Source organism: Paenibacillus oralis (genome assembly GCF_003863965.1).
Taxonomy (GTDB): domain Bacteria; phylum Bacillota; class Bacilli; order Paenibacillales; family Paenibacillaceae; genus Fontibacillus; species Fontibacillus oralis.
The window spans coordinates 3501244-3526004 of the sequence record NZ_RRCN01000001.1 but is presented as its reverse complement, the minus strand read 5'-3'; the positions used below and the strand labels follow the sequence as shown (position 1 = coordinate 3526004).

At 54.3% G+C, this 24761-nt stretch carries 23 protein-coding genes; 7 read left to right on the top strand and 16 right to left on the bottom strand.

The window, feature by feature from the left end; translation table 11 throughout:
• The first annotated feature begins 74 nt into the window (after positions 1–74).
• Positions 75–404 (top strand): hypothetical protein, encoded by a 330-nt coding sequence (locus tag EHV15_RS15740; RefSeq protein ID WP_128632033.1) that lies wholly within the window; start codon positions 75–77, stop codon positions 402–404.
• Positions 405–454: 50 nt separating this feature from the next.
• Here EHV15_RS15740 and EHV15_RS15735 read toward each other — a convergent pair whose 3' ends face one another.
• Positions 455–1531 carry a GGDEF domain-containing protein gene (locus EHV15_RS15735; RefSeq protein WP_128632032.1) on the bottom strand — a complete coding sequence of 359 codons (1077 nt, stop codon included), beginning with the start codon at positions 1529–1531 and terminating at the stop codon, positions 455–457.
• 203 nt (positions 1532–1734) lie between these two features.
• On the opposite strand from EHV15_RS15735, the gene EHV15_RS15730 reads away from it, so the two are divergent.
• Together EHV15_RS15730 and EHV15_RS15725 are read left to right on the top strand one after the other, a co-directional pair.
• Positions 1735–2508 (top strand): threonine/serine exporter family protein, encoded by a 774-nt coding sequence (locus tag EHV15_RS15730; protein WP_128635375.1) that lies wholly within the window; start codon positions 1735–1737, stop codon positions 2506–2508.
• A 26-nt stretch (positions 2509–2534) separates the two neighbouring features.
• On the top strand, positions 2535–2990 hold the full coding sequence (locus EHV15_RS15725; protein ID WP_128632031.1) for a threonine/serine exporter family protein: 456 nt from the start codon (positions 2535–2537) through the stop codon (positions 2988–2990).
• Between the two features lie 76 nt (positions 2991–3066).
• Here the strand turns inward: EHV15_RS15725 and EHV15_RS38055 are convergent, their stop codons facing one another.
• Positions 3067–3180: an RCKP-type rubredoxin-like domain-containing protein gene (locus EHV15_RS38055; RefSeq protein ID WP_128632030.1), complete on the bottom strand. Its 114-nt coding sequence runs from the start codon at positions 3178–3180 to the stop codon at positions 3067–3069.
• 85 nt (positions 3181–3265) lie between these two features.
• Entirely contained in the window at positions 3266–4099 is an 834-nt protein-coding gene (locus EHV15_RS15715) for a GNAT family N-acetyltransferase (protein WP_128632029.1), read from the bottom strand.
• A gap of 143 nt (positions 4100–4242) precedes the next feature.
• Between EHV15_RS15715 and EHV15_RS15710 the strand changes: the two genes are divergently transcribed.
• Positions 4243–5166, top strand: coding sequence for an AEC family transporter (locus EHV15_RS15710; protein ID WP_128632028.1), 924 nt, complete (start codon positions 4243–4245; stop codon positions 5164–5166).
• Positions 5167–5797: 631 nt separating this feature from the next.
• Here EHV15_RS15710 and EHV15_RS15705 read toward each other — a convergent pair.
• From EHV15_RS15705 to EHV15_RS15675, 8 genes are all read right to left on the bottom strand, one after another.
• A complete protein-coding gene (locus EHV15_RS15705; RefSeq protein ID WP_246061940.1) occupies positions 5798–5902 on the bottom strand; it encodes a YhcH/YjgK/YiaL family protein in 105 nt (34 codons plus the stop codon).
• A 60-nt stretch (positions 5903–5962) separates the two neighbouring features.
• Complete coding sequence (locus EHV15_RS15700) at positions 5963–7723, bottom strand: ribulokinase (RefSeq protein WP_128635374.1); 1761 nt, start codon at positions 7721–7723, stop codon at positions 5963–5965.
• 19 nt (positions 7724–7742) lie between these two features.
• A complete protein-coding gene (locus tag EHV15_RS15695) occupies positions 7743–9536 on the bottom strand; it encodes an L-fucose isomerase (protein WP_128632026.1) in 1794 nt (597 codons plus the stop codon).
• A gap of 13 nt (positions 9537–9549) precedes the next feature.
• Entirely contained in the window at positions 9550–10485 is a 936-nt protein-coding gene (locus tag EHV15_RS15690) for a dihydrodipicolinate synthase family protein (RefSeq protein ID WP_128632025.1), read from the bottom strand.
• A gap of 228 nt (positions 10486–10713) precedes the next feature.
• A complete protein-coding gene (locus tag EHV15_RS15685; protein ID WP_128632024.1) occupies positions 10714–11736 on the bottom strand; it encodes a LacI family DNA-binding transcriptional regulator in 1023 nt (340 codons plus the stop codon).
• A 578-nt stretch (positions 11737–12314) separates the two neighbouring features.
• Positions 12315–14060, bottom strand: coding sequence for a methyl-accepting chemotaxis protein (locus tag EHV15_RS15680; protein ID WP_128632023.1), 1746 nt, complete (start codon positions 14058–14060; stop codon positions 12315–12317).
• Between the two features lie 157 nt (positions 14061–14217).
• Positions 14218–14394 carry a hypothetical protein gene (locus EHV15_RS36540; RefSeq protein ID WP_178075870.1) on the bottom strand — a complete coding sequence of 59 codons (177 nt, stop codon included), beginning with the start codon at positions 14392–14394 and terminating at the stop codon, positions 14218–14220.
• 188 nt (positions 14395–14582) lie between these two features.
• Positions 14583–16325: a DUF4127 family protein gene (locus EHV15_RS15675; RefSeq protein ID WP_128632022.1), complete on the bottom strand. Its 1743-nt coding sequence runs from the start codon at positions 16323–16325 to the stop codon at positions 14583–14585.
• A gap of 210 nt (positions 16326–16535) precedes the next feature.
• Here EHV15_RS15675 and EHV15_RS15670 point away from each other — a divergent pair, with 210 nt between their 5' ends.
• Positions 16536–16877: an RNA polymerase sigma factor gene (locus EHV15_RS15670; protein ID WP_128632021.1), complete on the top strand. Its 342-nt coding sequence runs from the start codon at positions 16536–16538 to the stop codon at positions 16875–16877.
• Positions 16829–17047 carry a hypothetical protein gene (locus EHV15_RS15665; protein ID WP_128632020.1) on the top strand — a complete coding sequence of 73 codons (219 nt, stop codon included), beginning with the start codon at positions 16829–16831 and terminating at the stop codon, positions 17045–17047. Before EHV15_RS15670 ends, EHV15_RS15665 begins: the two co-directional genes overlap by 49 nt.
• A gap of 35 nt (positions 17048–17082) precedes the next feature.
• Here the strand turns inward: EHV15_RS15665 and EHV15_RS15660 are convergent, their stop codons facing one another.
• Genes EHV15_RS15660 through EHV15_RS15650 form a run of 3 tightly spaced genes read right to left on the bottom strand, consistent with a single transcriptional unit; the run spans position 17083 to position 20252 of the window.
• Positions 17083–17961 carry a carbohydrate ABC transporter permease gene (locus tag EHV15_RS15660; protein WP_425464474.1) on the bottom strand — a complete coding sequence of 293 codons (879 nt, stop codon included), beginning with the start codon at positions 17959–17961 and terminating at the stop codon, positions 17083–17085.
• A gap of 22 nt (positions 17962–17983) precedes the next feature.
• Positions 17984–18865 (bottom strand): carbohydrate ABC transporter permease, encoded by an 882-nt coding sequence (locus tag EHV15_RS15655; RefSeq protein WP_128632018.1) that lies wholly within the window; start codon positions 18863–18865, stop codon positions 17984–17986.
• A 25-nt stretch (positions 18866–18890) separates the two neighbouring features.
• Positions 18891–20252 (bottom strand): extracellular solute-binding protein, encoded by a 1362-nt coding sequence (locus tag EHV15_RS15650; protein WP_128632017.1) that lies wholly within the window; start codon positions 20250–20252, stop codon positions 18891–18893.
• 535 nt (positions 20253–20787) lie between these two features.
• Here EHV15_RS15650 and EHV15_RS15645 point away from each other — a divergent pair.
• Complete coding sequence (locus EHV15_RS15645; RefSeq protein ID WP_128632016.1) at positions 20788–21690, top strand: transposase; 903 nt, start codon at positions 20788–20790, stop codon at positions 21688–21690.
• Positions 21691–22062: 372 nt separating this feature from the next.
• Here the strand turns inward: EHV15_RS15645 and EHV15_RS15640 are convergent, their stop codons facing one another.
• Complete coding sequence (locus tag EHV15_RS15640) at positions 22063–22848, bottom strand: response regulator transcription factor (RefSeq protein WP_128632015.1); 786 nt, start codon at positions 22846–22848, stop codon at positions 22063–22065.
• Positions 22845–24605 carry a cache domain-containing sensor histidine kinase gene (locus tag EHV15_RS15635; RefSeq protein WP_128632014.1) on the bottom strand — a complete coding sequence of 587 codons (1761 nt, stop codon included), beginning with the start codon at positions 24603–24605 and terminating at the stop codon, positions 22845–22847. Before EHV15_RS15635 ends, EHV15_RS15640 begins: the two co-directional genes overlap by 4 nt.
• Positions 24606–24761 lie beyond the last annotated feature (156 nt).

Below are 24761 nucleotides of genomic sequence, written 5' to 3'. Positions count from 1 at the left end.
GTGAAAACGAGAGGAACACCGGATTTTGGGGCAAACTTCAAAATAATCGCGAATTAAAAAGGAGGGACTTGTTCATGAATCCAACCGACGACAAAACGGCGGCGGATTTTGTATATGAAAGATATGGACTGTTAGCTGAGGACCGCCCGGAAAACGATATTCCCGACGATGATCTGCTGCACCACGACACGCGTGTGGCTCAGGGCATCAGCGAAAACGCGGACGAGGACGAGGACGAGCAAAGTGATATCGACAGCATTCCCGATCTGCTGTTCGGGGAGCTGCCCGACGTGCCTGACGCCGACGCCATCCAGAAGGACAGCCCGGCCGATCAGGTCGGGCCCGATCCGGATGCCATGCACGGCACCGATCTGTTAAACGGGTACGACGGGGATGAGGACTAGCGGTAAATTGGGGAATACCCCATGACTATGCCGATAATGGCGCCGTATGATTAGGAAACCGCCCGGCACAGCCGGTTGCGGCCCGTTTTTTTCGCCTCGTACAGCGCCTGGTCCGCTTTGCTGATCAGTTCTTCCTGGTGAACGTCCGGGTACGTTGCGCTGCCGGCGGAAATCGTTAGCTTGAGTTCCCCGCCTCCCGGCAGGCGAAATAGATGCGACGCCACGTTTTGGCGCAGCCGTTCGCCGATCTTTTCGATCTGCTCCGCATCGCACTGGTCGACGAGGATAACGAACTCTTCGCCGCCCTTGCGAAAAATATGATCGCCCGGCCGGAACGTATCCCGAAGCACATCGGCAAATTGCAATAAAATGGCGTCACCCGCCGGATGGCCATAGCTGTCGTTGACCTGTTTGAAAAAATCAATGTCGACAAACAACAGGGTGAAGGGAGTCCCATTACGGTTGGAGGAGGTGATTTTTTGCGCCATCATGGCCTCAAACGCCCGCGAATTGTGCAGGCTGGTCAAATAATCGCGGGTAGCGGCCTCCCTCATCATTTTCAGGGACTCGTTCGCTTCACGCAAATGCTGGAGCATGGAATATGTAAATAACCCTGCGACAATAAATAAAAGCGTATATGTTACTATTTCAACCCATGAATTTATGTTTAACACCAGCAAAAAAATAACCATGGTATTCGCGGCGGATAACAGCAAGGCTGGCATCCACCTTTTTAGCGAAAGCTTTCGGACGCGGAGAAAAAGCAAAGCTATCAGCAGCGTAATCAGCACATTAACGGCGCCGACGATAGAATGGAAACTAAACCCATGCAAAAAAAACAGGCGGTACACCGCAATAATCAGGGCGGAAATGCCGCCGCTGATCCCTCCTCCCGCGTAAACGGCGATCAGGATAGGCAGCTGCCGGAAATCGGCAACCGTTTGCGTTCCTATCGGAAAGTTATAATACATCAGAACGACGCCGAACAACCCTAGCATCAATCCGAGCAACATGCGGGTCCACGGCGTGTTTTGTTGTTTGGACAAAAACCTGCTTCGAATCATATATCCGAAATAAATAAAAGCCGTAAGCAAAGCAAAGTTGGCAAGTAAAGTGTGCAGCATCATGAACGTACCTCTCTGAAGGAAGTGCGGGCAAAACGATGGTTCATAATGCTAGCATAGCACAGAAATAGATGAAAAAGATCATCTCTCCTCCTATATTTCGTCAAAATTCGACATTGGCACTCCGAGTTCCGGCTTGGTGGCCTGCGTGTTATAATGGCTCTGAGATCAATGAAAGGGTGAAAAGCATGAATGGGGCCGCGGATATGAAGGAGGGTGCGGATCTGAACGAGGCTGCGGATTTACCGCAGGAGCCCGTCCAGGTATGCCTCTTGGCAGGAAAAATCATGCTGCAAAGCGGCGCGGAAACCTACCGCGTGGAAGATACCATGAACCGGATGGCCAATGCACTGGGATTGCCCGGATCGCATAGCTATGTAACACCGACGGGAATCGTTTTTCAATCCGGTGAAACGGAATCGGCCAAGTTGATCCGGATCGTCGAGCGCACGACCGATTTGCAAAAGGTCGCCGATGTCAACGATGTATCGCGAAAGCTGGCCGGCGGATCGCTGACCTGTGCCGAGGCCCGCGCCCGGCTCCTGGAAATCGAGGTTAGCACAAACGCCTACCCGGTGGCGCTGCAAATCGCGGCTGCCGCGCTGTCCAGCGGCTGCTTCACCTTGATGTTCCGGGGAGGGCTGCCCGATTTCATTCCTGGGGTACTGTGCGGAGGCGCCGGATTTGCGGCTTTCCTCCTTTTTCACCGCCTGGTCAAAGTTAAATTTTTTGCCGAATTCACGGCTTCATTGCTGATCGGATTGCTGGCGGCGCTCCTCGTGACGCTTGGCTTGGGCCGCGAGCTCGACAAAATCATCATCGGCTCCGTCATGCCGCTTGTCCCCGGTCTGCTGATCACAAACGCGGTCCGGGATTTAATGGCCGGCCATCTCGTGTCCGGCTTGTCCCGCGGGGCCGAGGCATTTCTTACCGCCTTCGCCATCGGTGCGGGCATCGCGGTGATGTTTACGTTGTTTTAATGACTTAAAGGAGATCTGTGGACGTTATGAACTCTGTCATCGGCCTTATCGTTCAGCTGCTTACCAGCTTTATCGCCTCCGCGGCCTTCGGCATTTTGTTTAATACCCCTAAGCGTACGCTGCTTCAATGCGGCTTTTCCGGCATGATCGGCTGGGTCGCCTATGTGCTGCTCGAGCAGAGGACGGACGCCATTTTCGCCACCGTCGCGGCCACGTTTATCGTCGGCGTGATCAGCCTCCTGTTTGCCAAATATTATAAAAAGCCTGTCATCATCTTCAGCGTCGCGGGTATTATCCCGCTCGTCCCCGGCGGACTGGCCTACGACGCCATGCGCAAATTCGTGGAGAACGAATACAACCTCGCCGTCCAGTTGGCCGCCCAGGCTTTTCTGATCTCGGGCTCGATCGCCATCGGGCTGGTGCTGTCCGAAGTGCTCGGTCAGCTGCTGATCAGGTATCCGCATCGCATGAGAAGCAAATAGGCCCTACTTACAACGTCCGGCATTCATCCGGAAGCGTAAACAGGGCCTGTCCAACGTTTCTATGATGTTTTAGAGATTACTGGGCATCCGCTTTGACGAATTGGCCTTTCGCTTCGCATTTAGGGCATTTTTGCGGTTTGCAGCGTCCTTCCTTCGTTTCCCCGCAAGCTTCGCATTTCCATACCGCCATCCAAGCTCACCTCCCCGCCATCTTTTAATCCGAATTGTAGCAAGGATTTTCGCGAGAGGATGAGACAAACATCACACCCAGGCCATTACTCCTCAATCACCGACTTCATCCAAAACGTGTTCATATACACCTGTTCAAAACCGGCTTTCAGCATATTTTGATGGCTGGCCGTACCGAATTCCACGTCGGTATAGACCGTTTTTAAGCGGAGCGCTTCGGCAACCTGAAGGCGATGCCGGATCAGCGCCGTTTGCAAGCCTTGCCCCCTGAAATCCGGAAACGTAAAATCATTGGCCACATATCCTTCCTCGCCACGAATAAACAAGGAGCCCATCGCGGCCGGTTCCTCATCCATATAGGCCACAAAATTTTGAAAATCGTCCCGGCAAAAGTAACGGCATTTCCGCTCAATCCCGTGTTCGTCCAGTTCGATCCCGCCCCCTTTCGAGCGGCCGATCAGCGCGATAAACCGTTTTGCCTCCTCCGGTGTGGCGACCCGGCGAATGGATACCCGGGGAAGGGCGAAGTCCGCTCCGGATTCCAGCTCCTGTTTGAGAAAGACAAGCTGCAGCCTCGGAACAAACCGCTGCGACGCTAAAGCCCCCGCGACTGCGCTGCTTTGCTTGTCCGGGGTCATATCAAAGCAGGGCACGATATTTTCCGCGCCGTAATACCGCAAGATGTCCGGCAGCTGCTCCACTTCGGCCGGTCCGAACCCGATAACGCGGTTATAATAACTCGACTGGGGCGACTGGCGGTCCATCAGCAAGGTTGCGCCGCCCATTCGGGCCGCCGTCAATTTCGTTTCAAGATGCGATAATGACCGCTCGTTATTGAACACCGTCAACTTCAATTCCAAAGCGGCAATCCGTTCCACATCCCTTAAAATCCGGCTCTTCCGCTCGTGAGAGTTATGCATGTGAGCATCATCCTTTCCGCTTGCCTACTCCTGGTACTCTTGCAAATCCGATCGTCCCGAAACCAAGGGACATGATATAATAACAATCGGTTGTCTTTTTGCTAGAATACCATCTCTTACTGAAAGAAGTGAAGAACACCACGATGATCGGCGATATCATATTGGAGGTCGTCCTCCCCATTTTTGTGTTGATCGGGCTGGGCTGCCTGATGCAGCGCGCGTTCCGGCTCGATTTGTACACATTGTCCAAAATCAATTTTTATTTCATCACCCCGGCGGTGGTGTTTCTAAGCATGTACCAATCCCAAATGTCCGCGGAGCTGCTCGGCAGCGTCACCGGCTTCTACGTTTTGTATGTGCTGCTGTTGTGGGGCATAAGCATGCTGACAAGCCGCACCCTGAAGTTCAGCCGCGGGATGCGGGCCGCGTTTACGAACAGCCTCATCCTCGACAATTCCGGGAACTACGGGCTGCCGATCAATCAACTGGCGTTCAAGGGCGATCCGCTCGCCGCTTCGCTGCAGGCGTTGGTAATGACGTTTCAAAGCCTTGTCACCTTTACGTACGGCGTGATGTCCGTACAGCGGGCCAAATCCGGCGGCACGCTGAAAGCCGCTCTGATTGGATTTTTGAAAATGCCTGTCCCTTACGCCCTCGTGCTGGGCATGGTTTTGCATATTCTGGATCTTCCTTTGCCGGACTTTGTTTCGAAGCCGATGGGTTATATCGCCGACTCCATGGTAGCCATCGCGCTGCTGACGCTTGGAGCGCAAATCGTCAAATACCCGCTGCGGCTCGACCGCTTCGATGTCTATATCAGCGTGGCCCTTCGCCTTCTGGTTGGCCCGGCGGTCGGCTTCGGTTTAATTCTGCTGCTGGGGCTGAAGGGCATCCCCGCCCAGGCGCTGCTGCTCGCCTCCGGCATGCCGACCGGCGTGAACAGCACGATTCTGGCCGAGGAATACGACAACGAGCCCGACTTCGCCTCGCAAACCGTGCTTATCTCCACCTTGTTGAACATCGTGACGATGACGGCGCTGATTTCGCTCGCCAAATACGTGGGCTGACAGCGGCAGCAGCGGGCGGTTGCAGCGCCCGACCGGGGGAGATCGGCGAGGCGCTTACTGCTCCCGACAGGGGCGATCGGCGCGCTGCCTGCATGATTCAATTGCGACGCTCGGCTGCACCATTGGAAACGGCACAGGTAGCTCCGAGTTGTACTCGTTCGCCAGCCCTTATTTGTGTGACCAGGACATGCCGCTCTGCATAACGGTAATTTTTTCCGCTATTTTGACGCTTTCCCCCTTCTTCCGGACAATAGCGGTAATTTTTGCATCTATTCTTCCTTCTCCCCTTGGAAAGTCGCCATTAAGCCGCTCTCGCCGAACAATAGCGCCATAAAAATCCCCTATTTTGACCATCATCCTTTGAATCGAAGAAATAACTCCCTTTTTTGCCGCTATTTCCTAAGATTAGGACTGGAAAGCGGTGTCTGACAGAGGAGGTCGTTCTAAAGAGCCCTTTTTCCAGTTGATCCATTTCCAAGAATGGGTAAAACAAAACGCCAACGAATCCGCGAAACGTTAAGGGGAGCAAACGGCTTAACTCTCTTGTTCAGCATCCCCATTAAATCTCGTCGGTTCGTTAGCGTCTTTAAACAATGCACAACCAATGCGTAATACAGCCAAAACCGCGCCCCTATAAACGAAACAGCTTGCGGTGAATTTTGATCACGATTTTGCGGACCGGGCTTTCTCCGTGGACATGACCGCAAGGTCGGTGCAAATCGGAAGGAAAAAACACCGCGAACGGCAGCCGGATACACGTGCTTTTCCCGCTCAAAAAACCTGATGTCGCCCGCCATCACCGGCGTTCGTTTCCTTTGGCGCGGCCGCCGCCTTGCTCGGGCATCTCGGGATCGCGCTGTCCTCCTGCGGCTGCGGCCTCCCGCTGCAGCCGCTTCAGCCGCGCCATCGCCTCCCTGCCTCCACGCCCGAACAGATCGTGCAGTTCGGTATACTCCCTGTAAAGCAGGTCATACACCGCCCTGTACGCCGGATTCGGACGGTAGGTCTCCTCCTGCACGCGGACCATTCGTTCCGCCGCTTCCTCGATGCGGTCATAGCCGCCGCAGTGCGAGCCCGCGGCTACCGCGCCGAGCATCGCCGCGCCAAGCGCGGGCGTCTGCGTGGAGGCGGCGATTTTGATCTCCCGGCCGGTGACATCGGCGAAAATCTGCATCAGCAGCCGGTTTTTCCCGGGCAAACCGCCGCAGGCAAACAATTCGCGCACCTCCACGCCCGCCGTTTCAAAAGCCTCGATCACTTTGCGGGTACCAAATGCGGTCGCCTCCAGCAGCGCGCGGTATATTTCTTCCGGCTTCGATTGCAGCGTCAATCCGATGATCAATCCGCTCAAATTGGCATTGACCAGCACAGAGCGGTTGCCGTTCCACCAATCGAGCGCCATCAGCCCGTGTTCCCCCGGCCGCAGCCGGCTTGCCCGCCGCTCCAGCCACTTGTGAACCGTCACGCCCTCGTTGTCAGCCACCCGTTCAACATACGCCGGCACAGCCTGTTGTACGTACCAGCCAAACAGGTCGCCGACCGCCGCTTGCCCCGCTTCATAAGCGTACAGTCCGGGGATGATGCCGTCCCTGGCCACGCCGCAAATCCCTTCGACCGCCAGCTCCTTGTCGCTGAGCAGAAGGTGGCAGAGCGACGTTCCCATAGACAGGACCATCTGTCCCGGCTTGGTGGCGCCAACGCCGGGAACGGCCGCATGGGCATCGATCATCCCCGGAGCGACGGGGATACCGGGGTGCAGCCCCATTACGGCGGCCGCCTCGCCCGTCAACCGGCCCGCGGCCCGGCCCAGCGGAGCGATCTCCCCGCGCAGCTTGGTCTCCGCGAAACGTTCAAACCGCGGATCGAGCGCCCTGTAAAACGCGGCGGAAGGGTATCCCTCCTTGGAGTGCCACAGCGCTTTGTAACCGGCGCAGCCGCTGCTGCGCTTCATCTCTCCGGTCATCCAAAACACGATCCAGTCCGCCGCTTCAACGAAGCGATCCGCCGCGGCGTACACCTCGGGAGCTTCACGCAGCACCTGCAGTCCCTTGGGCACCATCCACTCGGAGGAGATTTTTCCGCCATAGCGGCTGAGAAAAGCTTCACCGCGCTCAGCCGCCACGGCGTTGATTAAGTCCGCTTCCCCTTGGGCGGCGTGATGCTTCCACAGCTTGACGAATGCGTGCGGTTCGCGGCGGTACTCTTCCTTTAAGAGCAGCGGGGTTCCCGCTTCATCCACCGGCAGCATCGTGCAGGAGGTGAAATCGACGCCGATGCCGATCACTTGCCCGGATGAAACGCCCGCTTCGCGCACCACCGCCGGCACGGATTGCCGCAGCACCTCCACGTAATCGCCGGGATGCTGGAGCGCCCACTCCGGGCCAAGCCGGATACCGCAGCCGATAAGCTCATCCTCCATCACACCGTGCGGATAAGGAGTCACATGCCAGGCCAGCTCGCGCCCGTCCCTTACATCGACAAGCACCGCCCGCCCCGATGCTGTGCCGAAATCGATCCCGATCACATAACGCGGTCCCGCCTCTTTGTCCATGTTCATCTCCATCCTTTCCGCCTCTCTATTTGTACAGCGGACCAAACGCCGCGCAGGCCCGGTAATCGGCGCCGACCGGATCGCCCGCGCCGAAGGCGTCCCAGGCGCTCGGGCGGAAAATCCGCTCCTCGGGCACGTTGTGCATGGTGACCGGGATGCGCAGCATGGCGGCGAGCGTCAGCCACTCCGACCCGATATGCCCATAGCTGGCTGCGCAATGGTTGGAACCCCAATGGCTCATCACCGCGTATACATCGCGAAACGGACCGGAGCCGGTCAAATTGGGGACAAACCAGGTCGTCGGCCAGGTCGGGTCGGAGCGGCGGTCCAGCTTCTCGTGCACCTCCGGCGGCAGCTCCACCGAATAACCTTCGGCGATTTGCAGCACCGGCCCCAGCCCGCGGATCAGATTGATGCGGGCGATCGTCAGTGGCATGCCGCCGCGCGTGGTGAAATCGGTGGAGAATCCGCCCGACGGGAAGAAATCCTTCGCCGGACACCAGGCTACCGCATCAAGACAACGCTGGACCTCCTGCCCGCCGATCTCCCAAAAAGGTTTCATCGCCGGCTGTCCGTTTAAGGTCTGTTCCCCGGTACCGTCCAACGCGGCCGGGCCGGAATTAATCAGGTGAATCACGCCGCCCGCCGCCCGGCCCGTCAGCCGCTGTCCGGTCACGCGCTCCACCGCCTCCGGACTCCAGTAGGTCCGCACATCGGCGAAGATTTGCGCGCTTTGGCTGAGCTGGTGTCCAAGCAGCATCGTGACCGCGTTCAGGTTGTCGTTTTCGGTCGCCAGCACAAACGGTTCGCGTATGCCGTTCCAGTCGAAGGAGCTGCACAGCACCGCTTCCATGAAATCGCCGGTCGGCAGATGGTCGGTCCAGGCCCGCTGCCCCTGAAATCCGGCGGCGATCGCGTTATGGCCTATTGCTTCCTCACCATAACCTATCTTCGCCAGCTGCGGATTTCCGATCATCAGATCGCGGGCGATCAGGGCCATTTTGACGACGGTTTCCCAATCCTTCTCCTTCTGCTCCGCCGATCTTTGCCGTTCAGGGGGATTGACATCCTCTCCCTCGCGGCAGTTGGCTTTCGTCCAAGCCAAAGCCCTCGCATACTCCTCATGATCGAAAATTCCCCGCTCCATCCGGCGGATGAACTCGGTCATGTCGATATATTCGTTACGCATGCCAAGGTAGTTCTGAAAAAAGCCCTCGTCGACGATACAGCCGGCAATCCCCATCGAAACGCTCCCCATCGACAAATACGATTTGCCGCGAATCGCCGCGACCGCCAGTCCCGCTTTGGCGAACTGCAGCAGCTTGTCCTGGACGTCACCCGGAATGGTATCGTCACCGATATCCTGCACATCACGCCCATAAATGCTGAACGCGGGCAAGCCCTTCTGATTGTGCGCGGCCAGCGCGGCGGCCAGATACACCGCTCCGGGGCGCTCCGTGCCGTTGAAGCCCCAGATCGCTTTCGGCATCCACGGATCTTCATCGATCGTCTCCAGCGGATAACACCAGGAAGGCGTTACCGTGATCGTCAGGCCGACCCCTTCGCGCCGAAACTTCTCGCCCGTTTTGGCCGCTTCGCCCACACCGCCGATCGTCGTATCGGCGATGACGCATTCCACCGGCAGCCCGTTTGCGTGGCGCAGCTTCCCGGAGAGCAGGCGGGCGCAGGCCTCGGCCAGCTTCATCGTCGGCTCCTCCAGGGACTCGCGGATGCCGCCCCGGCGTCCGTCAATAACCGGGCGGATGCCGATTTTGGGCATCTCGCCCGCCAGGCGATTTTCTATGATCGGTACGCTCATTTGTTTCTCCTCCTTATAATAAAAGTTGTGCGGACATCCTTTGGGACAAATCACGAAGCTGGCGGACTTCCAAACGGTTCGTTTCCGTGAAGCTTCGGTGGTCCTTGACCCGGCATACGTAATTGTCGAAAATAGTCTCCAGCATGAGATAATACTTGGCATTCACCGGGTACAGCTGCTTTTCGATCAGGGAAGTCATACTGAGAAAACCGATCAGTTCCTCCGCTTTCTCCGGCTGTTCCCGCCAGTTTTGCAGCAGCCACACGTACAGGTCCGGTTGAAAATTGGCCATGACTCCGCTGTAGCCGTGCACGCCGAGCCTCAGTGTTTCCAGCAAGGTGGCCGTGTTGGCATTGTATATTTTCAAGTCGCTGTCCTGGGTGGCTTCCAGCTTGCGGCGGATATTGTCCGTATCGCAGCTCGTGTCCTTCAGAAAGCAAAAACGGCCGGTATCGGCGCTCCACCGGAGCAACTCGGGCGAAATGAGCCGTTTGTAAGGGTAAGGGCATTCGTAAAAGCCGAGCGGTATTCCTTCCGGCAGCTCCTTCAGAAGCCGCTCCAGATTGTGCTGCCACACGTCGTCCCCTTCCTCTTCCCGGGCCAGCCGGTTGGTAATAAGCACGAGCGCGTCGATGCCCGTCTCGGCCATCGCGTTCAGCTCGCGGACCTGGTCGGCAAAATCGCCGGATATATGTCCCGAAGCGATGACCGGTACACGCCCCGCCGCCTTTTGCTTGATAAACGCGGCCATCTTCACCCGCTCTTCCAGACGCAAATGGAACATCTCGCTGGACTGGCATACGGCAAACAGCCCGTCCACGCCATGGGCGCTATACCATTCCACGGCCCGCGCCTGCGCCTCGTAGTCGATTTCTCCGTCCGCCGTAAATGGCGTGACCATCGTCGGCCAAACACCACCGGCCATCGGCGATTTACTCTGCGTATTCATGTGCTTCCCTCCACGTCGTCAATGTGTTTGCCCTATCCAAACTATTCGGTCTGCTCGTCCCTATTCAAAGCAATTAAGCGTTTCCACAAATGTAATCGCTTTCTTATTTGCCGTTGCGGATGTACCGTCACCTCCTGAGCTGAATATAAATAGGCTTGCAACTTTTATTTATTTAACGGGGAGAAGCCTTGGGCCGCCCCCCGGTGTTGCCTCTAGAACAAGTTTGCCTTAGTCGGTCGGCCCGCCGCAGGATTTGCGCATAACGATCCGTGTATCCATTTGTTTGGCGGTCTTTACATTTGTCTGGTACCGCATCATCTCGATCAGCAGCCTCAGGGACTCGCCGGCCATTTCCTCAACCGGCAGATGAACCGTCGACAACGTTGGGACCGTGTAGTTCGTCACCTCATCGTTATCGTAACCGATGATCTCCAGCTCTTCGGGCACCTTCACGCCACATTCGTCCAGCGCCTTCAGTGCTCCGACGGCCATCTGGTCGCTGAGGGCGAATATCGCCGACGGCCAAGCCCCGCCCTCCGGCTTCAAGCGTTTAACGGCCTCATAGCCGCCCTGTTCCGAGAAGTCCTCGTAAACGATCCATGCTTCGCCGGCATCCATCCCAAGCTCCGCGGCTTTGGCCATAAAGCCTGCCTCCCGCAGCCGGATCGCCCTGGAGGAAACGTCCGGAACGATCAGCCCCACCTTGCGGTGTCCGCGGCCATACAGCATCTCGGCCACCATCCCGCCGCTTTCGTAGCTGTCTACGCTGACGGAGGCGTATTTGTTGGAATCCCGCTGGTACAGCACCACCGGCACGTTCAAATCCGCCGTTTCCAGGAATTCGTCGTCCTCCTCCGTTGAGTTGGCGATTATCGCCCCGTTGAACCGCGTGCCGGTCACGAGGCTTTGAACCTCGCTTAGCTTCGTGCCCACGTAAGGGTGAATGAGCAGCTCGTATTCATCCTCCAGCTCACTCATCGCATGCTGCAATCCCTTCAAAAATCGTCCGACCAAAGCGGCGCGGGTGTCGAGCGTCCAGAACAGCGCAATGATCGGCAGGACAGTCTCCCCCCCGCTGCGCAAACGGCGCGCCGAGATGTTCGGCTGATAGTTGAGTTGTTTGGCAGCCTCAAGTATTTTCTGCTGGGTTGCAGCGGATATCCGGTATTTGTCCCCTTTGCCGTTCAGGACCATCGAGGCCGTCCCTTGCGATACGTTGGCAAGTTGGGCGATTTCTTTAATACTGGCCATGACTATAACACCTCGTTCATCATTCTTGGAAAAAACAAACAGCCTAACCCCCATTGTACATGGCCCTTAAAGACGAGAGCAATGAAATCCGCTGCACACGTTAGACAGACAAAGCTAAATCGTTTTGCTAAAACGTATTGCTAATACGTTTTTATTGTATTTTAAAAGCGCTTACATGTCAACGCATATTAACTAATTAATTTCTTACGCCAAACTTAAAATTCCCGGTTAAAGCTCAGGGGTTAGAACTGATATTACACCCGCCGGAAATCTAACGGTTGTTGCAGCCGCTATTTAACGATAACAAATAGCCGCTGTGGCAACCGTTAGAATAGTTGTGTGACCCAACGGACACCAGCGACCTTATCCGCTCATTTCCCGGGTATTTCCCAGCCTAACGGACACCAATTCCCCTATTTCGCTCTAAACCCGTTCATCCAGGCCGATTTTGAGTAAATAAGGGCTTCTGTGTCCGTTACATTTTGCAATCCTCCGTTTTTCCTCAAATAACGGCTCTGGTGTCCCTTAGCCCCCCACGTCCAAAAAAAAGGACGCCAGCAGGCGTCCTCACACTAAAATCAGACTTTAAATTTAGCGACCATACTCTGCAGCTCTCCCGCCATACTGGCCAAAGTGGTGGCGGAGGCCGAGATCTCCTCCATCGACGCCAACTGCTCTTCGGAAGCGGCCGCTGTACTTTGGGAGTTTCCTGCGGATTGTTCGGAGATCAGCGCTACGGCTTCGATCATCGCCACCATGTTTTGGGAAGAGGCGCTTACTTCCTGCACGATCGCGGAAACCTCCTGGGACTGGGAGGAGACTTCCTCGATCATCTTGGTGATGGTTCTGAAGCTGTCCCCCGTTTGCTGGGCCTGTCTCAATCCTTCGTCCACAGCGTAGGTCCCCTCTTGGATGGCCGTTACCGCGCCCTGTGTTTCGTTTTGAATGTCCTGAATAATAGTCCGTATCTTTTCGGTGGCTGCGGATGACTGCCCGGCTAATTTACGGACTTCATTGGCCACCACGGCGAAACCTTTGCCCTCTTCCCCGGCTCTGGCCGCCTCAATGGCCGCGTTTAAGGCAAGCAAATTGGTTTGGTTGGCTATTTCCGTAATCAGGGATACAACCTCCCCGATTTCGCTGGATTTCTCCCCTAAAGAGTGAATCACGCGGGCCGTCGCTTCAACCCGTTCCTGCACCACGCCCATCTGCTCCACCGTTTGCTTAACGACTTCATTGCCTTTCATGGTTTCCTCGTTTGCGGTTACGGCCGCCTCGGCAACCGCCTGAATCGAATAGGCGACCTGCTCCATGCCTTTTGAAATTTCGCTTACGACCTCATTGGCATCATTTGCGGTTTTGACTTGTTGTTCCGCTCCAACCGCGACTTCCTGGGCGGAAAGCGCGATTTGTTCGGTCGCTTTAGAGGTTTGTTGGGCGCTTTCGTTTAATTCTCCGGATGAAGCCGCCACCTGCTCGGAGCTGTCCGACACATGACGAATCAGTTCCCTGAGGTTGCCGGTCATCGTGTTAAAACCTTCCGCCAGTCTTCCGACTTCGTCTTTATTTTTGAACGTCAGCGGCTCCATCGTTAAATCCCCGTTGGATACCTTTTCCACCTGACCGGCCATAATGGAGATCGGCTTCACGATCGAGTTAACGAACAGCCCTGCGACGACCGCGCCGATCACCAAAGAGATCACCAGGGTAATGATGAGAATCTGAAGCACCTTATTGGCACCTTGATTAAATTCGCTCATGTAAGCGCCCGAACCTACGATCCACCCCCAGTTTTCGTCCATTTCCACATAGGCAATCTTGGTTTCGTCTTTGCCGGTGATTGGATTGTTCCAGATGTATGTATAAAAACCTCCCCCTGCTTTACCGAGTCCGATAATCGTTTTGCCCATTTCCACGCCATCTTCGGTCACGACCGTGTTCATATCCGCTCCTTCGTTGGCGGGATTCATTACGGAGATGCCATTTTTATCGACCGCATATAAGTAACCGCTTTGGCCAACCACGTATTTTGGGTTAATCGGCCGTTTGTTGTCGGAGCCTTTGGGCCCAAGAATCTCTTCGCGAAACATGTCCTGCGCTTGCTCAAGCGTTAAATGTCCCGCTTTGACCTCTTTGTCCAAATTGTTGATCATGGCGATCGCCAAACGAACGCTGCTTTTCAACTGTGCTTGCCCCGACTCATCCAGTTGTTGCTTGGAAGTATTAAAAGCCAGGTAGCCAAGCAGAAGAGAGGGGACGGCCAAAAGCAAAAGGCAAAGTATAAGAAATTTGGGGCGTAAAGCGTTCAAGCGGAAAGTTTTCATGATGAGCGGTATCTCCTTTGTGTGATATTTTCGCCATTATACTACGTATTTCGACATATCTATATATAAAATTTAGGGTATTCAAAATAAAAATACCCCTTACAAAAATAAGGGGTATTTTTCCGATCGCATCCAAACTATATGATAAATTTCTCTCTTAGCTGCCCGCTCTCGCGTTCCGTTCCTGTTCGTTTTGATGCAGTTCCTTAATAAACCGCTGCAGCAGAAAGGTGTCCTGATGCCCCAATCCGTGCTGGTTCTCCTTGGCAATCATCCGGCCGATCCGTCTTTTCAACAATTCGCTGCGACGTTCAAATGCATCCCCATTACTCAAGCTGTCCACTCCTTTTTATACTTTTTGCGCTTAGTCCTTTTAAGTATAAAAGTTTCGAGGGGGCGCTGAAAAACCGGTTCACTCCCGGTATGACCGGGGATGCCAGCGAGAGGGGCCATGGAAGCGCCCACTTGCTGACCGGGCATAAACATCCTCCCGTTTGCTCCCAGTTCCTCTTGTTTTTTGCATTATCGCGATAAAGCAATGAATTTAGGCTTTGAATGAAGTGTGACGGCGGGACTCAGTGTGACTTCAAAAGCGCGTCCCCAAATGTAGTCAGGATTGTCATAAGCCAGGGATACCCTGCTGTATTCGGCAAAAGTCCACGAACACCCGCAAATTTGTTTCACAAGGCAAGCCGCGGCGCAACTGCCGATCTGGAACGCACGCCTTGCGGCCAGCGTTGCCAGGTGACTCTGCATCAGATCCCGGAGGAGCGCCTGCAGCTCAATATAATCCTCCTCTTTGTTAAAGAGAAGCATGTTCTGATCGGCGCTATTCGGCGGGAGATTAACATACCGGATATGCTCGGGATTTCTGGAATAACTTCGGACATCGGCGATGGCGACTCTTTTATAGTAATAATCTTTCAAGAATCGCTTAAACAGAAGCGAACCATGAGCGTTGACGGCCTTATCCAGCTCCTGCGCCCGCTTCTCGGTCACCAGGAAGGCATAACGCGCTTGTCCCATGCTAAGCGAGATGCCCATGAGGTTCCCGGCGGTGTTCCATGCGCTATACCCCAGAAGGCCGCCCGTGTACCGGCTGTCCAGCAGCGCTTCGGTTACCGTGATGTTGGCCGCGCCGCCCCCCGTAAAATCCATCGCCACGGTTGCCTGGCGGTTTGTTCCATTGGCCTCGATGCGGTTTACCGCGCCGGACACCTGGTCTGCGCTTGTAATCGCCACAATTTCGATGTCGGGTGCACAGGTTGCATATTCGCCACCGGCAATATCAATGTGACGAAGAATATTTTGATGCACGTTCATGTACTCATAAGGGTTGATGATCGTCGAACCGTCTGGACCGTAGTAGTTAACCGAGATTCGCGTCTTCCTGCCGCCTCGATGCAATTGGTTGGCCATACGGGCGACCAAGGAATGCCCCAGGCCGTCGGCGTCGGGTAAAATGATGGCCCGATCCGGATTTTGGCCGCCGCTGCCCCCGAGCGAATCGTTAATAAAGCTTTCGACAAAGCGAATTTCATTGATCTGTGCGCCCTCTGTGCTCGCGTCATCGACCCCGACAGCCAGGAAATCGATACAGCCGAGGCGGGTCAATTGATCAAGGACATAATAATTGGTTTTAAATTTATGCTGCCGTGTGTTGTAATACAACATCTTGTCAAAATACACCGTATCTCCGTACTGGGTGTTGTCCGCGGATGTGTTATACCCGTTCAGAATATCTTCGAACGCCGTGTAGGTTTGACGGGGTTGTCTCATAAAACTGCGCGATTCGTTGTAGGCGTCGGAAGTGAGCCCCTCCGTAAACGTTGTTGTGGCCAAGCGCATAATGGTATCCAGCACATAAACCGGTTTGCTTGGATAAGACCGTTTAATATGCCGGATCACATCGAGCAGGTCCGTAACGGTTGGATCGTAGTTGGGATAGGTTCCGCCCCCGCTTGTCCGCAAGCGTCTGCTGCCGATCAAACCGCCGTAAGCGAGCATATCGATGGAAATGATAAACCCTTCAACCGCCGCGGCGTTGTCCAGGATAAATTGGCGAATTTTTGCGGAATTCCCGAAAGTGGGAGAAGAAGTGCCGAGCAGCGTTTCTCCCGAAGCCTCGGCCACGGCGTCAAGCCGGTTCCGAATGTCGGCGGCATCCGGCGTAATCAGATGCAGCCCCGACGCTTGTCCCAGTTTAATCGTATCGTCCAGGTTTACCGGGCGGTCGTCCAGCGGAACATACAGTACATTTCTCATCTTATCAATCTCCTTTTCAAATAAATGAGGTCATGGCCCTTCACTTAAATGGGCGATTTTTCGCCTCTATTTACAACCTGCTGCGGATTTTTAATTGGGAATTACAGGAGATTGTGATATAATATAAGAACAGATGTTCCTGTTTTGGTTGTAAAGCTCATCCGTAAAACGCCCTATTTATTAGAGGGCACATGAAAGGGGGAATGATTTATGGATAAAAAGGAGACGCTCGTGGTTGAACGCTACCGGAAGGAGTTGTACCGGATTGGCTGGCGTATGCAGTACCGGTACAGAAAAATGCGTCGTCATGAATGTTCGTTATTTGACAATATTTCCGGACAACAACACTTTTCCGAGACCAGTGACACCCGCATTTTGGTGCAACAGCTCCTGCATTCGTTGCCCGAAAAGGGAAAAACCATTCTCCACAAACTCTACATCCAGGAATTGACCGAAGCCGAGGTGGCGGCACAACTTCAGATAAGCCAACAGGCGGTGAGCAAATGGAAGAAAAAAATGCTGCAACAGCTATCACAGATCGCGAATTTGTAATGCTTGTACAAGCTGCGAAACAACAGCAACCGGAAGCAATGCTGAGAATTATTGCGTTGTTTCAGGAGGATATAGAGAAGATCAGCAGGAAAATCCGTATTCCCAAGGAAGACGCTGTTTCGCACCTGATTACGGGGTTATTGGAGTATGTTCAAGCAGAAAAACCTTGAAAGGCCGAAGCCATTCAAGGTTCACCGATTTCATTTCAACCTTTGACCGATCCCGCGGCGATGCCTTCCACAATGCGGTTGCTCATGATGAAAAAGGCAAGCAAAATCGGCAAAATGCTGATCATCAGCGTCGCTCCGATCGCGCCCCAATCGGTCGTATACTGGCCGATGAAGTTCTGGACGCCCACCGTCAGCGTTTTGAAGTGGTCCGAGCTGATGAATGTGTTGACGAAAATAAATTCGTTCCAATTATAGATCATGTTGATGATCGCCGTTGTCGACAGCACCGAAGCGGTCATCGGCAGGATGATCCGGAAGAACATCCGGTGGATCGAGCAGCCGTCCATAATGGCGGCCTCCTCCACTTCCTTCGGCAGCGCGTAATAAAACCCGAGCAAAATCATAATCGTGATCGGCAGGTTAAACGCGGCATAGGAAAGGATGACCGACAGCGGATGGTCCGTCAGGCCGATTTTCAAAAACAGACTAAACAGCGGAATCAGCGTCGAGTGCACGGGAATCATCATCCCGACCATAAATAGACCGAGGACAAACGAGCTGCCTTTCCATTTCATGCGGGTGATGGCAAAGGTGACGAAGCTGGCGAGCAGTACGGTCAAGATAAGTGATACGACGGTGATCCATACGCTGTTCAGGAAATAAACGCTGATGTTGCCCTGAGTCCACACCTTTTCGTAGTTCTCCCAGCGGGGATGCGCCGGGATGGAAAAAGGCGGCATATTGAAAACTTCCTGATTGTTTTTCAGCGAAAAGAACAGCAGCCAAATCAGCGGCAAAATTTGCATCGCCGCCACAAGGACGAGCACGATATAAAGCAGGCCGTACCCCAGCTTGCGGCCGAGCTGCAGACCGGGACCGGACACCGCCGGTTCCAAACGGATCGATTTTTCCATTTCCATCAGTGGCCCCTCCTCCTTAGGAATATTGAACCGTGTCGTCCGAGGCCGTTAATTTGCGGATCAGCCATGTCGCAACCAGACAGATCAGCAGCAGCGAGAACCCGATCGCACTGCCGTAACCGAAGTCGAAACCGCGGAAAGCCTGGTGGTACATGTAGGAGGCCATCACTTCGCTCGCTCCGTTGGGTCCCCCGTCGGTCATGACATAGATCAGATCGAAATATTTAAGCGAACCTACGATAGCGAGTACAATCGTCACTTTAATGACTTCCACGATCAGAGGCAGCTTGATGCGAAAGGCGATCGACATCGCGCCCGCGCCGTCGATGCGCGCCGCTTCCACCAGCGATTCCGGGATGTTCTTCAGCGCGGCGTAATAGATCAGGATGTAAAAGCCGGCATACTGCCAGATAATCGGCACGAACAGAGCGTACAGCACCATCGACGGCTCCGCCAGCCAGGACGGCGCGTCCGTAATGCCGATCGAGGTGAGGAAGCTATTGAGCACCCCACTCGAAGGGTGGTAAATTTTCAGCCACAGCTGGGCGATGGCGACCGAAGACAACAGCATCGGAATCAGGTAAATTTTCCGAAACAGGTTGGCCCCTTTAATCTTTCCGGACAAGACGAGCGCAATCAGCAGGTAACCGATCAGGCTAACCCCCGAGAAAACGGCCAGCAGCAAGGAATGGTAGGCGCTTTGCCAAAACATCGGATCTTTCACGAGCGTGCTGTAGTTGGCAAGGCCGACAAACGTCATCGCACCGATGCCGTCCCAGTCCATCAACCCGTAGTAACCGGTCAGTACGATGGGGATATAGATCATGGCCATAATCAACAAAAGAGAAGGCAGCACATACAGCGCAATGACCCATTTATTCGACATGACCCTATTCATAAGGTTTCTTCCTTTCTATTATGCCTTACTCCCCTTTTTGCAGGGCCGCTTCATGCTCCTTGGCGAAATCCTCCGGCGTGACCGCTTTGCCGAACAGCGCTTGAATCATGTTCAAATGCGTTTGCGCCGCGTTCGGTTTCATTTGCACGTCGGCGAACAACGTCAGGTTGCTGGCATTGTTCAACTCGTTCAGCAAGTCGATGTACATTTGCGGGAGATCGGAAGAAGAGGTGTCCACTTTCGTGGCCGGAATAACCCCCGCCGTGCTGACCGATTCCGCGCCCCATTTGCCGATGAAGTACTCCACGAATTTTTTCGCTTCGTCTTTGACTTTGGAATTTTCGGCGACGAACAAGCCTACGCCCGGACCGCCGACCCAGCTGTTGATGTCGCCTTTGCCGCCTTCCACCGTCGGGAATTTGAAGAAGCCCACCTTGTCTTTAAATTCCTGCGGTACGTCCGGATTCGTCGTGAAGTTCGGAATTTCCCAGGTGCCCATCAGGTACATCGCCGCTTTTTCGTTCATGAATTCGGATTTGCCTTCATCGTTGGATAAGCCGTTAAACCCTTTGTTAAACGCGCTCATATCCACCAGCTTTTGAATTTCCGCAGCGGCCTGGATCAGCGCAGGGTCTTCAAACGACCCGGAACGGTCGATCGCTTTCTTAAGTGTTTCCGGTCCGCCGAGGCGATCCGCCAAATACATATACCACAGCGAGCCGGTCCAGCGGTCTTTGTTGCCGAGGGCAATTGGAGCCACACCGTTATCTGACAACGTTTTCACAACTTGCAAAAATTGATCGTACGTTTGCGGCACTTGCAAATTGTATTTTTCGAAAATCGCTTTGTTGTAATAAATCGGCGAAATATTTAGTTCGATCGGCAGACCGTACGTTTTTCCGCCCACGGCGTAAGCATCGGTCGTGCCCGGAACGAATTTATCCTTCAACCCGCCGTCCAGCAAATCGTCGAGCGGGGTAAACAGGTTTCCTTTGACGTACGGATCCATAAAGCCTGCCGCCCAGGTCACGCCGACATCGGGAAGCTCGTTCGAAGCGGACAAAATTTTCAGCTTGTTTTTGTATTGTTCGTTTTCCAGCACTTCCTGCTGAATCGTCACGTTCGGATGGTCGGTTTGATATTGGGTAATAATTTCGTTGACCAGTTTATTTTGCTGGGCCGAGCTGCCCTGCGGCCACAGATGCATGAACTTGATGGTGACTTTCTCGCCGTCCGCCGGTTTGACTGCTTCACCGCCGGCATTGGCGCCCGCATTTCCTCCGCCGCCGCTCGCCGCGCCGCCGTTCGATTTCCCGCCGCAGCCGGCGAGCACCAGCAACAGTGAAAGCGCAATCAAAAGGATTGATGCTGTCTTTTTGTTGGACATTTGTTACATCCCCCCATCATTATTAACGGTTTCATGTAACCGCTTAACCTGAATTCTAGCACCTTCGTTTCGTCCCCATAAGATCACGCTCATTAGCTAAAATTCCACTTTTATTAGGTTGTTTCATATTATGAAAATACGTTCAAAATGAGCAATATTCCTGCATGACGTAAAACTTGGAAAATACCTGGAGGCAAGAGAACTACATGAACAAATCAATGAAACGGCTAAACGTGAACTTTTTGAAGAAACGGGAGCAAATTCACGAATTAAGTCAACTACCGCAAAGCGAAATCGGAGAAGTTTCTTTGTTTTATAGCATTCGTGTCTTCGTGTCTTGGTGTCCCTGCATGCTGCTTTGCACGATTATCCCTTTCATTCAGTGGGCAGGTGTTAGGGGCTAGGGTAAGGATTAATAAGGAAAAAATGAGGCGGTTCAGGTGAGATGTTCGGCTTGATTTAGGAACGTATGTTTGGTATAATAAAATAAATCGAACACGCGTTCGTGTAATCTTGATTCGGGGGGCAAGCGAACATGGAGGTCAATGCGGGAACGGAACTTCAACCATTCAGCAGCCGTTATAACAGCGAGCAGGCCTGCATGGAGGCAGTGATCGCGATGAAGTGGCCGAACGGCTTCGTCTGCCCGCGCTGCGCTCACACCCGGTGCAGCCGTCTGACCTCCCGGCATATCCCCTTGTTCGAGTGCGGAAAGTGCAAGCATCAAACGTCGGCTTTGGTCGGCACGATTTTTGAAGGAACGCATTTGCCCCTGCTCAAGTGGTTCAATGCGCTGGAGTTGTTCCTGCTCCCTGACGGCATCTCGGCGTTGCGGCTGAGCCAGGTGATCCGGGTCACCTACAAAACCGCCTGGTTGATGCTGCACAAAATACGCCATGCCGTCGGGGAGTTCGATATCCGGGAGCTGCTCTGCGGAAAAGTAAAGGTGAACAACGATCTGTACGGGCGCAATCCGTCCCGGTTTCAGTTTTCGCATCCGTACGCCTCGGCGGTCGTAGCGGGATGCACGGTCACGGAGTCGGGCGAGCCGGAGCAGGTCAAAATCCGTCTGGTGCCGCATAAGAGAGGAGACGGACAAAGGGCAAACCGTCACGAACTCGCCGCGTTCATCAACAGGCATGTGGATGTCCGTACATCGGCGGTAGAGTCGTTCCCCCTAGCCTTTCGGCTGTATGCGCCCTTGCGGAAAGTGGTGAGAGAGGCGTGGGAATCGCTGAAGAGTACGTATATAGCCTTGGGACTGAAGCATCTGCAGGCGTACCTAAACGAGTACACCGTACGCCGCTCGCTGCGCCGGCCCGGAGCGGAAGAAACGATGCGGCAGAAGTTGCTGCGCATGTGTGTGGCGATTCCGGCGATTCCTTACCGCCGGCTGATCGCGCGCCAACCGAACCAGCCCCTTGCGGCTGCAGCCTGATAGAAGTGCTTGAACGGTGCTGGCATTGATGCAAACGGATTCAGGTTGCAGCAAAAAAGACCTATCTAATGATCTCGAACATGACTACTTCTTACAAACATATCTTCTTCTCCTGAATTTACCTTTTTCTCCTGAATTTATATCCTTCTCTGCTTCCCTGATAAAACGGGATAATCGTGCAAAGCGCCCAGACAGCGGATGTTGACCTGCCGACCACCCACCCCATCGGCCTCTCCTGCCCGCACACTTTCAACGCCCTTCCGGCTTTTCTTGCCACGACCTGTTGCCGGCTTGACTGTCAAGCACTGATTATTAAGTTGAGTCTTTAATATCAAGAGATATCACAAAATCCTTATTTTTTACCTTTAGATATCAAAAGTTCTTTACGCTGTTTCTGTACTTGCTTGGACTCATGCCTTCAAACGATTTGAACACTTTGATAAAATATTTGTCCGTTTGATACCCGACGCGTTCGGCGATTTCGCCGACGGGCAAGGACGTGCGCAGCAGCAGTTCCTTGGCCCTTAGCATCCGCAGCCGGCCGAGATACTCGCTGAACGTCATTTCCGTTTGTTCCTTGAACAAAACGCTGAAATAACTCGGATTCAAATGCAGCATATCAGCCACCTGACGTAACGTCACCGGTTCGTGCAAATGCCCATCCAAAAAGCTAAGCGCTTCGCGGATCGACGGATTGTACCGGGTATCGGTCTCCTTCGTCTCCAGCAGCCGCGGGTCAACCAGCTTCTCCAGTGTTTCGATCCGGTGCCGGTCGTCCTCGATCGTCAGCGCCTGCTCCACGGCCTGTACAAGCTTATGCTTATCCACCGGCTTAAGCAAATAGTTGACGACGCCAAGCTGCATCGCTTTTTGCGCATAATCGAATTCCGGATAGCCGGAAATGATGATCGCCACCGGTTTAAACGGTTTATGCTTTTGCTGCATCTCGATCAGCTCCAGCCCGCTGATACCCGGCATGCGGATGTCCGTGATCAGCAGATGAGCGGCGTGGTTTTCCAGCCACGCCAGCGCTGCCTGGCCGCTCTCCGCCGCTTCGATCCGGTAGCGCCCGCAGGACCAGGCCTCCAGCGTTTTGGCAAAACCTTGCCTCGTTCTCGGCTCATCTTCCACGATCAGAATCGTTTTGGAATGAATCATATCGCTCCCCCATATTCGCTCGGAATTTCAAAGCTCACCACCGTACCCTCTCCCGGCCGGCTAAATACATCCAGTCCTGGCCTTGCGCCTTGTTCCTTATCAAAATAAAGCCGCAGCCGGCGCTGCACGTTGACGATACCGAACCCGGTTCCTTTGGACGACAGGGCCGGGCCGCCGTCCATCGCCTGCCTTAACTTGCGCAGTGTCTCCTCGTCCATGCCGGGACCGTTGTCCCGGACCGTAATTTTGACGTAACCTTCCCGGCCGGAAGGCGATACGTTTACCGTCACCACGCCTTGAACTTCCTTCGTCTCCACGCCGTGCAAAATCGCATTCTCCACCAGCGGCTGGATCAGCAGCTTCGGAATTTTCACGTTCCCGAAAGAGCCGGCTTCGATCGACCAGGTCAACCGCTCGCCCAGCCGGATATCCATAAGCTGTAAATAATGCTCGACATGCTCCAGCTCTTCCTCGGCGGTGACCCATTCGTCCTGATTCGGCCTGCTGATGATATACCGGAACAGGCTGGACATGCTGACGACGAGGCCAGCCAATTCCTCTTCGCCTTTATCCTCCAGCGACCAATAAAAAGCCTCCAGCGTATTGAACAAAAAATGCGGATTGATTTGCGCCTGAAGCGCTTTCAACTCCGTCCGGCTTTGCAGCAGTTCCTTTTCGTAAACAACGCGGATCAATTCGTTCATGTTGTCGACCATCTGGTTGTATGTATTGTTCAGCTCGTTGATCTCCATCGTGTTGGAGAACATCGGGTTGGGCTGCAGCACCCCAAAGCGCGCGCCCCGCATCGCCTTGATCAGCTTGAAAATCGGCCGGGTGATCATCGTCGATAGCAGCAGCGACATGATCAGAAACAGCAGCACCCCGATCGCGCCGGATACGAGCACGGCCGTACGCAAGGCGGAAATCCCGCTCGTGACGTAGCTGACCGGCGTAAAGAAAACGAGCGTCCAGCCGGTAGACTCGGACTTTTGCTTCACCTCAATAAATTCCTGCCCGCCGATCGTAATGTTTTTCCCCTCGTTAGCAAGCAGTTCGGACAGATTCAGCGCCCCTGCCGACTGGCCGAAGTTGGAAGCGATCGTGTGCAAATTGCCGTCGACCAGCAAAATATATTCGCCGCCTTCCCCGCTCATCTGCTCCTGGAGCTGGAAGTAGGTCCGGTCGATCCGCACCATCAGATATCCCCCGGACGAAAACCAGCGGTCGATCAGGCTGACGCGCTTTAACGCAAGCACCGAGCTTGGATCGCGGGGATCGGCGCCGATCCAGACGAGCTCCCCTTTCCCCCGATCGGCTGCGGCGATCCACTTCGGATCGATCGTGTCCTGCAGCGGAATATCGTTCAGCGGGAACAGCCGCCGGTAATCGGTCGTATACAGCTCCAGCGATTTAATCCCCGTGACGTACGACTGGTAGTTTCCCAGAATCGACAGAAGAGATTGGCGCGCGCTAAACGGCGTCTTCGTCCCCTCCACTTCGGAAAGCAACAGCCGCTGAATGCTGCCGTCCGTCGCCACCTGCGTCGACAGCGTTTTGATCTGGGCGAGCAAAGCGTCAAGCCGACCATTGGCCTGCAGCGCGGTTTGGCCGATATGCTTCTCCGCATTGTTCTCCAGCAGGGCGGAGCCCTGGGTGTAAGTCAGGATGCTGGCGAGCGTAAGCACGAGAACCATGGCGAGCATAAAGCCGACGAAAATTTGATTTTTTAAAGTGAACCACCTTTTCGGTCTTCTCACCTCGAAAGGCCCCCCCCCTGTAATCCTAAAATTGCAAAACGTCCACCAATAATATAATCCAACCGCCTAGCAGGCGTCAGCAAAATTCGTTTCCGACTGCCGAATCCCCCGTTATCCGGTATAATGGACGGTAGATTATATAAGCAATGATGGGGG

What these genes read in the sequence shown, in the direction of transcription:
- EHV15_RS15700 (WP_128635374.1), bottom strand. Translation starts at nt 7,723, where the DNA reads ATGAACATGGACAAAGAGGCGGGACCGCGTTATGTGATCGGGATCGAT.
- EHV15_RS15695 (WP_128632026.1), bottom strand. Translation starts at nt 9,536, where the DNA reads ATGAGCGTACCGATCATAGAAAATCGCCTGGCGGGCGAGATGCCCAAA.
- EHV15_RS15725 (WP_128632031.1), top strand. Translation starts at nt 2,535, where the DNA reads ATGAACTCTGTCATCGGCCTTATCGTTCAGCTGCTTACCAGCTTTATC.
- EHV15_RS15665 (WP_128632020.1), top strand. Translation starts at nt 16,829, where the DNA reads ATGGAAGAAAAAAATGCTGCAACAGCTATCACAGATCGCGAATTTGTA.
- EHV15_RS15650 (WP_128632017.1), bottom strand. Translation starts at nt 20,252, where the DNA reads ATGTCCAACAAAAAGACAGCATCAATCCTTTTGATTGCGCTTTCACTG.
- EHV15_RS15670 (WP_128632021.1), top strand. Translation starts at nt 16,536, where the DNA reads ATGGATAAAAAGGAGACGCTCGTGGTTGAACGCTACCGGAAGGAGTTG.
- EHV15_RS15640 (WP_128632015.1), bottom strand. Translation starts at nt 22,848, where the DNA reads ATGATTCATTCCAAAACGATTCTGATCGTGGAAGATGAGCCGAGAACG.
- EHV15_RS15710 (WP_128632028.1), top strand. Translation starts at nt 4,243, where the DNA reads ATGATCGGCGATATCATATTGGAGGTCGTCCTCCCCATTTTTGTGTTG.
- EHV15_RS15685 (WP_128632024.1), bottom strand. Translation starts at nt 11,736, where the DNA reads ATGGCCAGTATTAAAGAAATCGCCCAACTTGCCAACGTATCGCAAGGG.
- EHV15_RS15730 (WP_128635375.1), top strand. Translation starts at nt 1,735, where the DNA reads ATGAAGGAGGGTGCGGATCTGAACGAGGCTGCGGATTTACCGCAGGAG.
- EHV15_RS15690 (WP_128632025.1), bottom strand. Translation starts at nt 10,485, where the DNA reads ATGAATACGCAGAGTAAATCGCCGATGGCCGGTGGTGTTTGGCCGACG.
- EHV15_RS15740 (WP_128632033.1), top strand. Translation starts at nt 75, where the DNA reads ATGAATCCAACCGACGACAAAACGGCGGCGGATTTTGTATATGAAAGA.
- EHV15_RS15655 (WP_128632018.1), bottom strand. Translation starts at nt 18,865, where the DNA reads ATGAATAGGGTCATGTCGAATAAATGGGTCATTGCGCTGTATGTGCTG.
- EHV15_RS15715 (WP_128632029.1), bottom strand. Translation starts at nt 4,099, where the DNA reads ATGCATAACTCTCACGAGCGGAAGAGCCGGATTTTAAGGGATGTGGAA.
- EHV15_RS38055 (WP_128632030.1), bottom strand. Translation starts at nt 3,180, where the DNA reads ATGGCGGTATGGAAATGCGAAGCTTGCGGGGAAACGAAGGAAGGACGC.
- EHV15_RS15680 (WP_128632023.1), bottom strand. Translation starts at nt 14,060, where the DNA reads ATGAAAACTTTCCGCTTGAACGCTTTACGCCCCAAATTTCTTATACTT.
- EHV15_RS15675 (WP_128632022.1), bottom strand. Translation starts at nt 16,325, where the DNA reads ATGAGAAATGTACTGTATGTTCCGCTGGACGACCGCCCGGTAAACCTG.
- EHV15_RS15645 (WP_128632016.1), top strand. Translation starts at nt 20,788, where the DNA reads ATGGAGGTCAATGCGGGAACGGAACTTCAACCATTCAGCAGCCGTTAT.
- EHV15_RS15735 (WP_128632032.1), bottom strand. Translation starts at nt 1,531, where the DNA reads ATGATGCTGCACACTTTACTTGCCAACTTTGCTTTGCTTACGGCTTTT.
- EHV15_RS15660 (WP_425464474.1), bottom strand. Translation starts at nt 17,961, where the DNA reads ATGGAAAAATCGATCCGTTTGGAACCGGCGGTGTCCGGTCCCGGTCTG.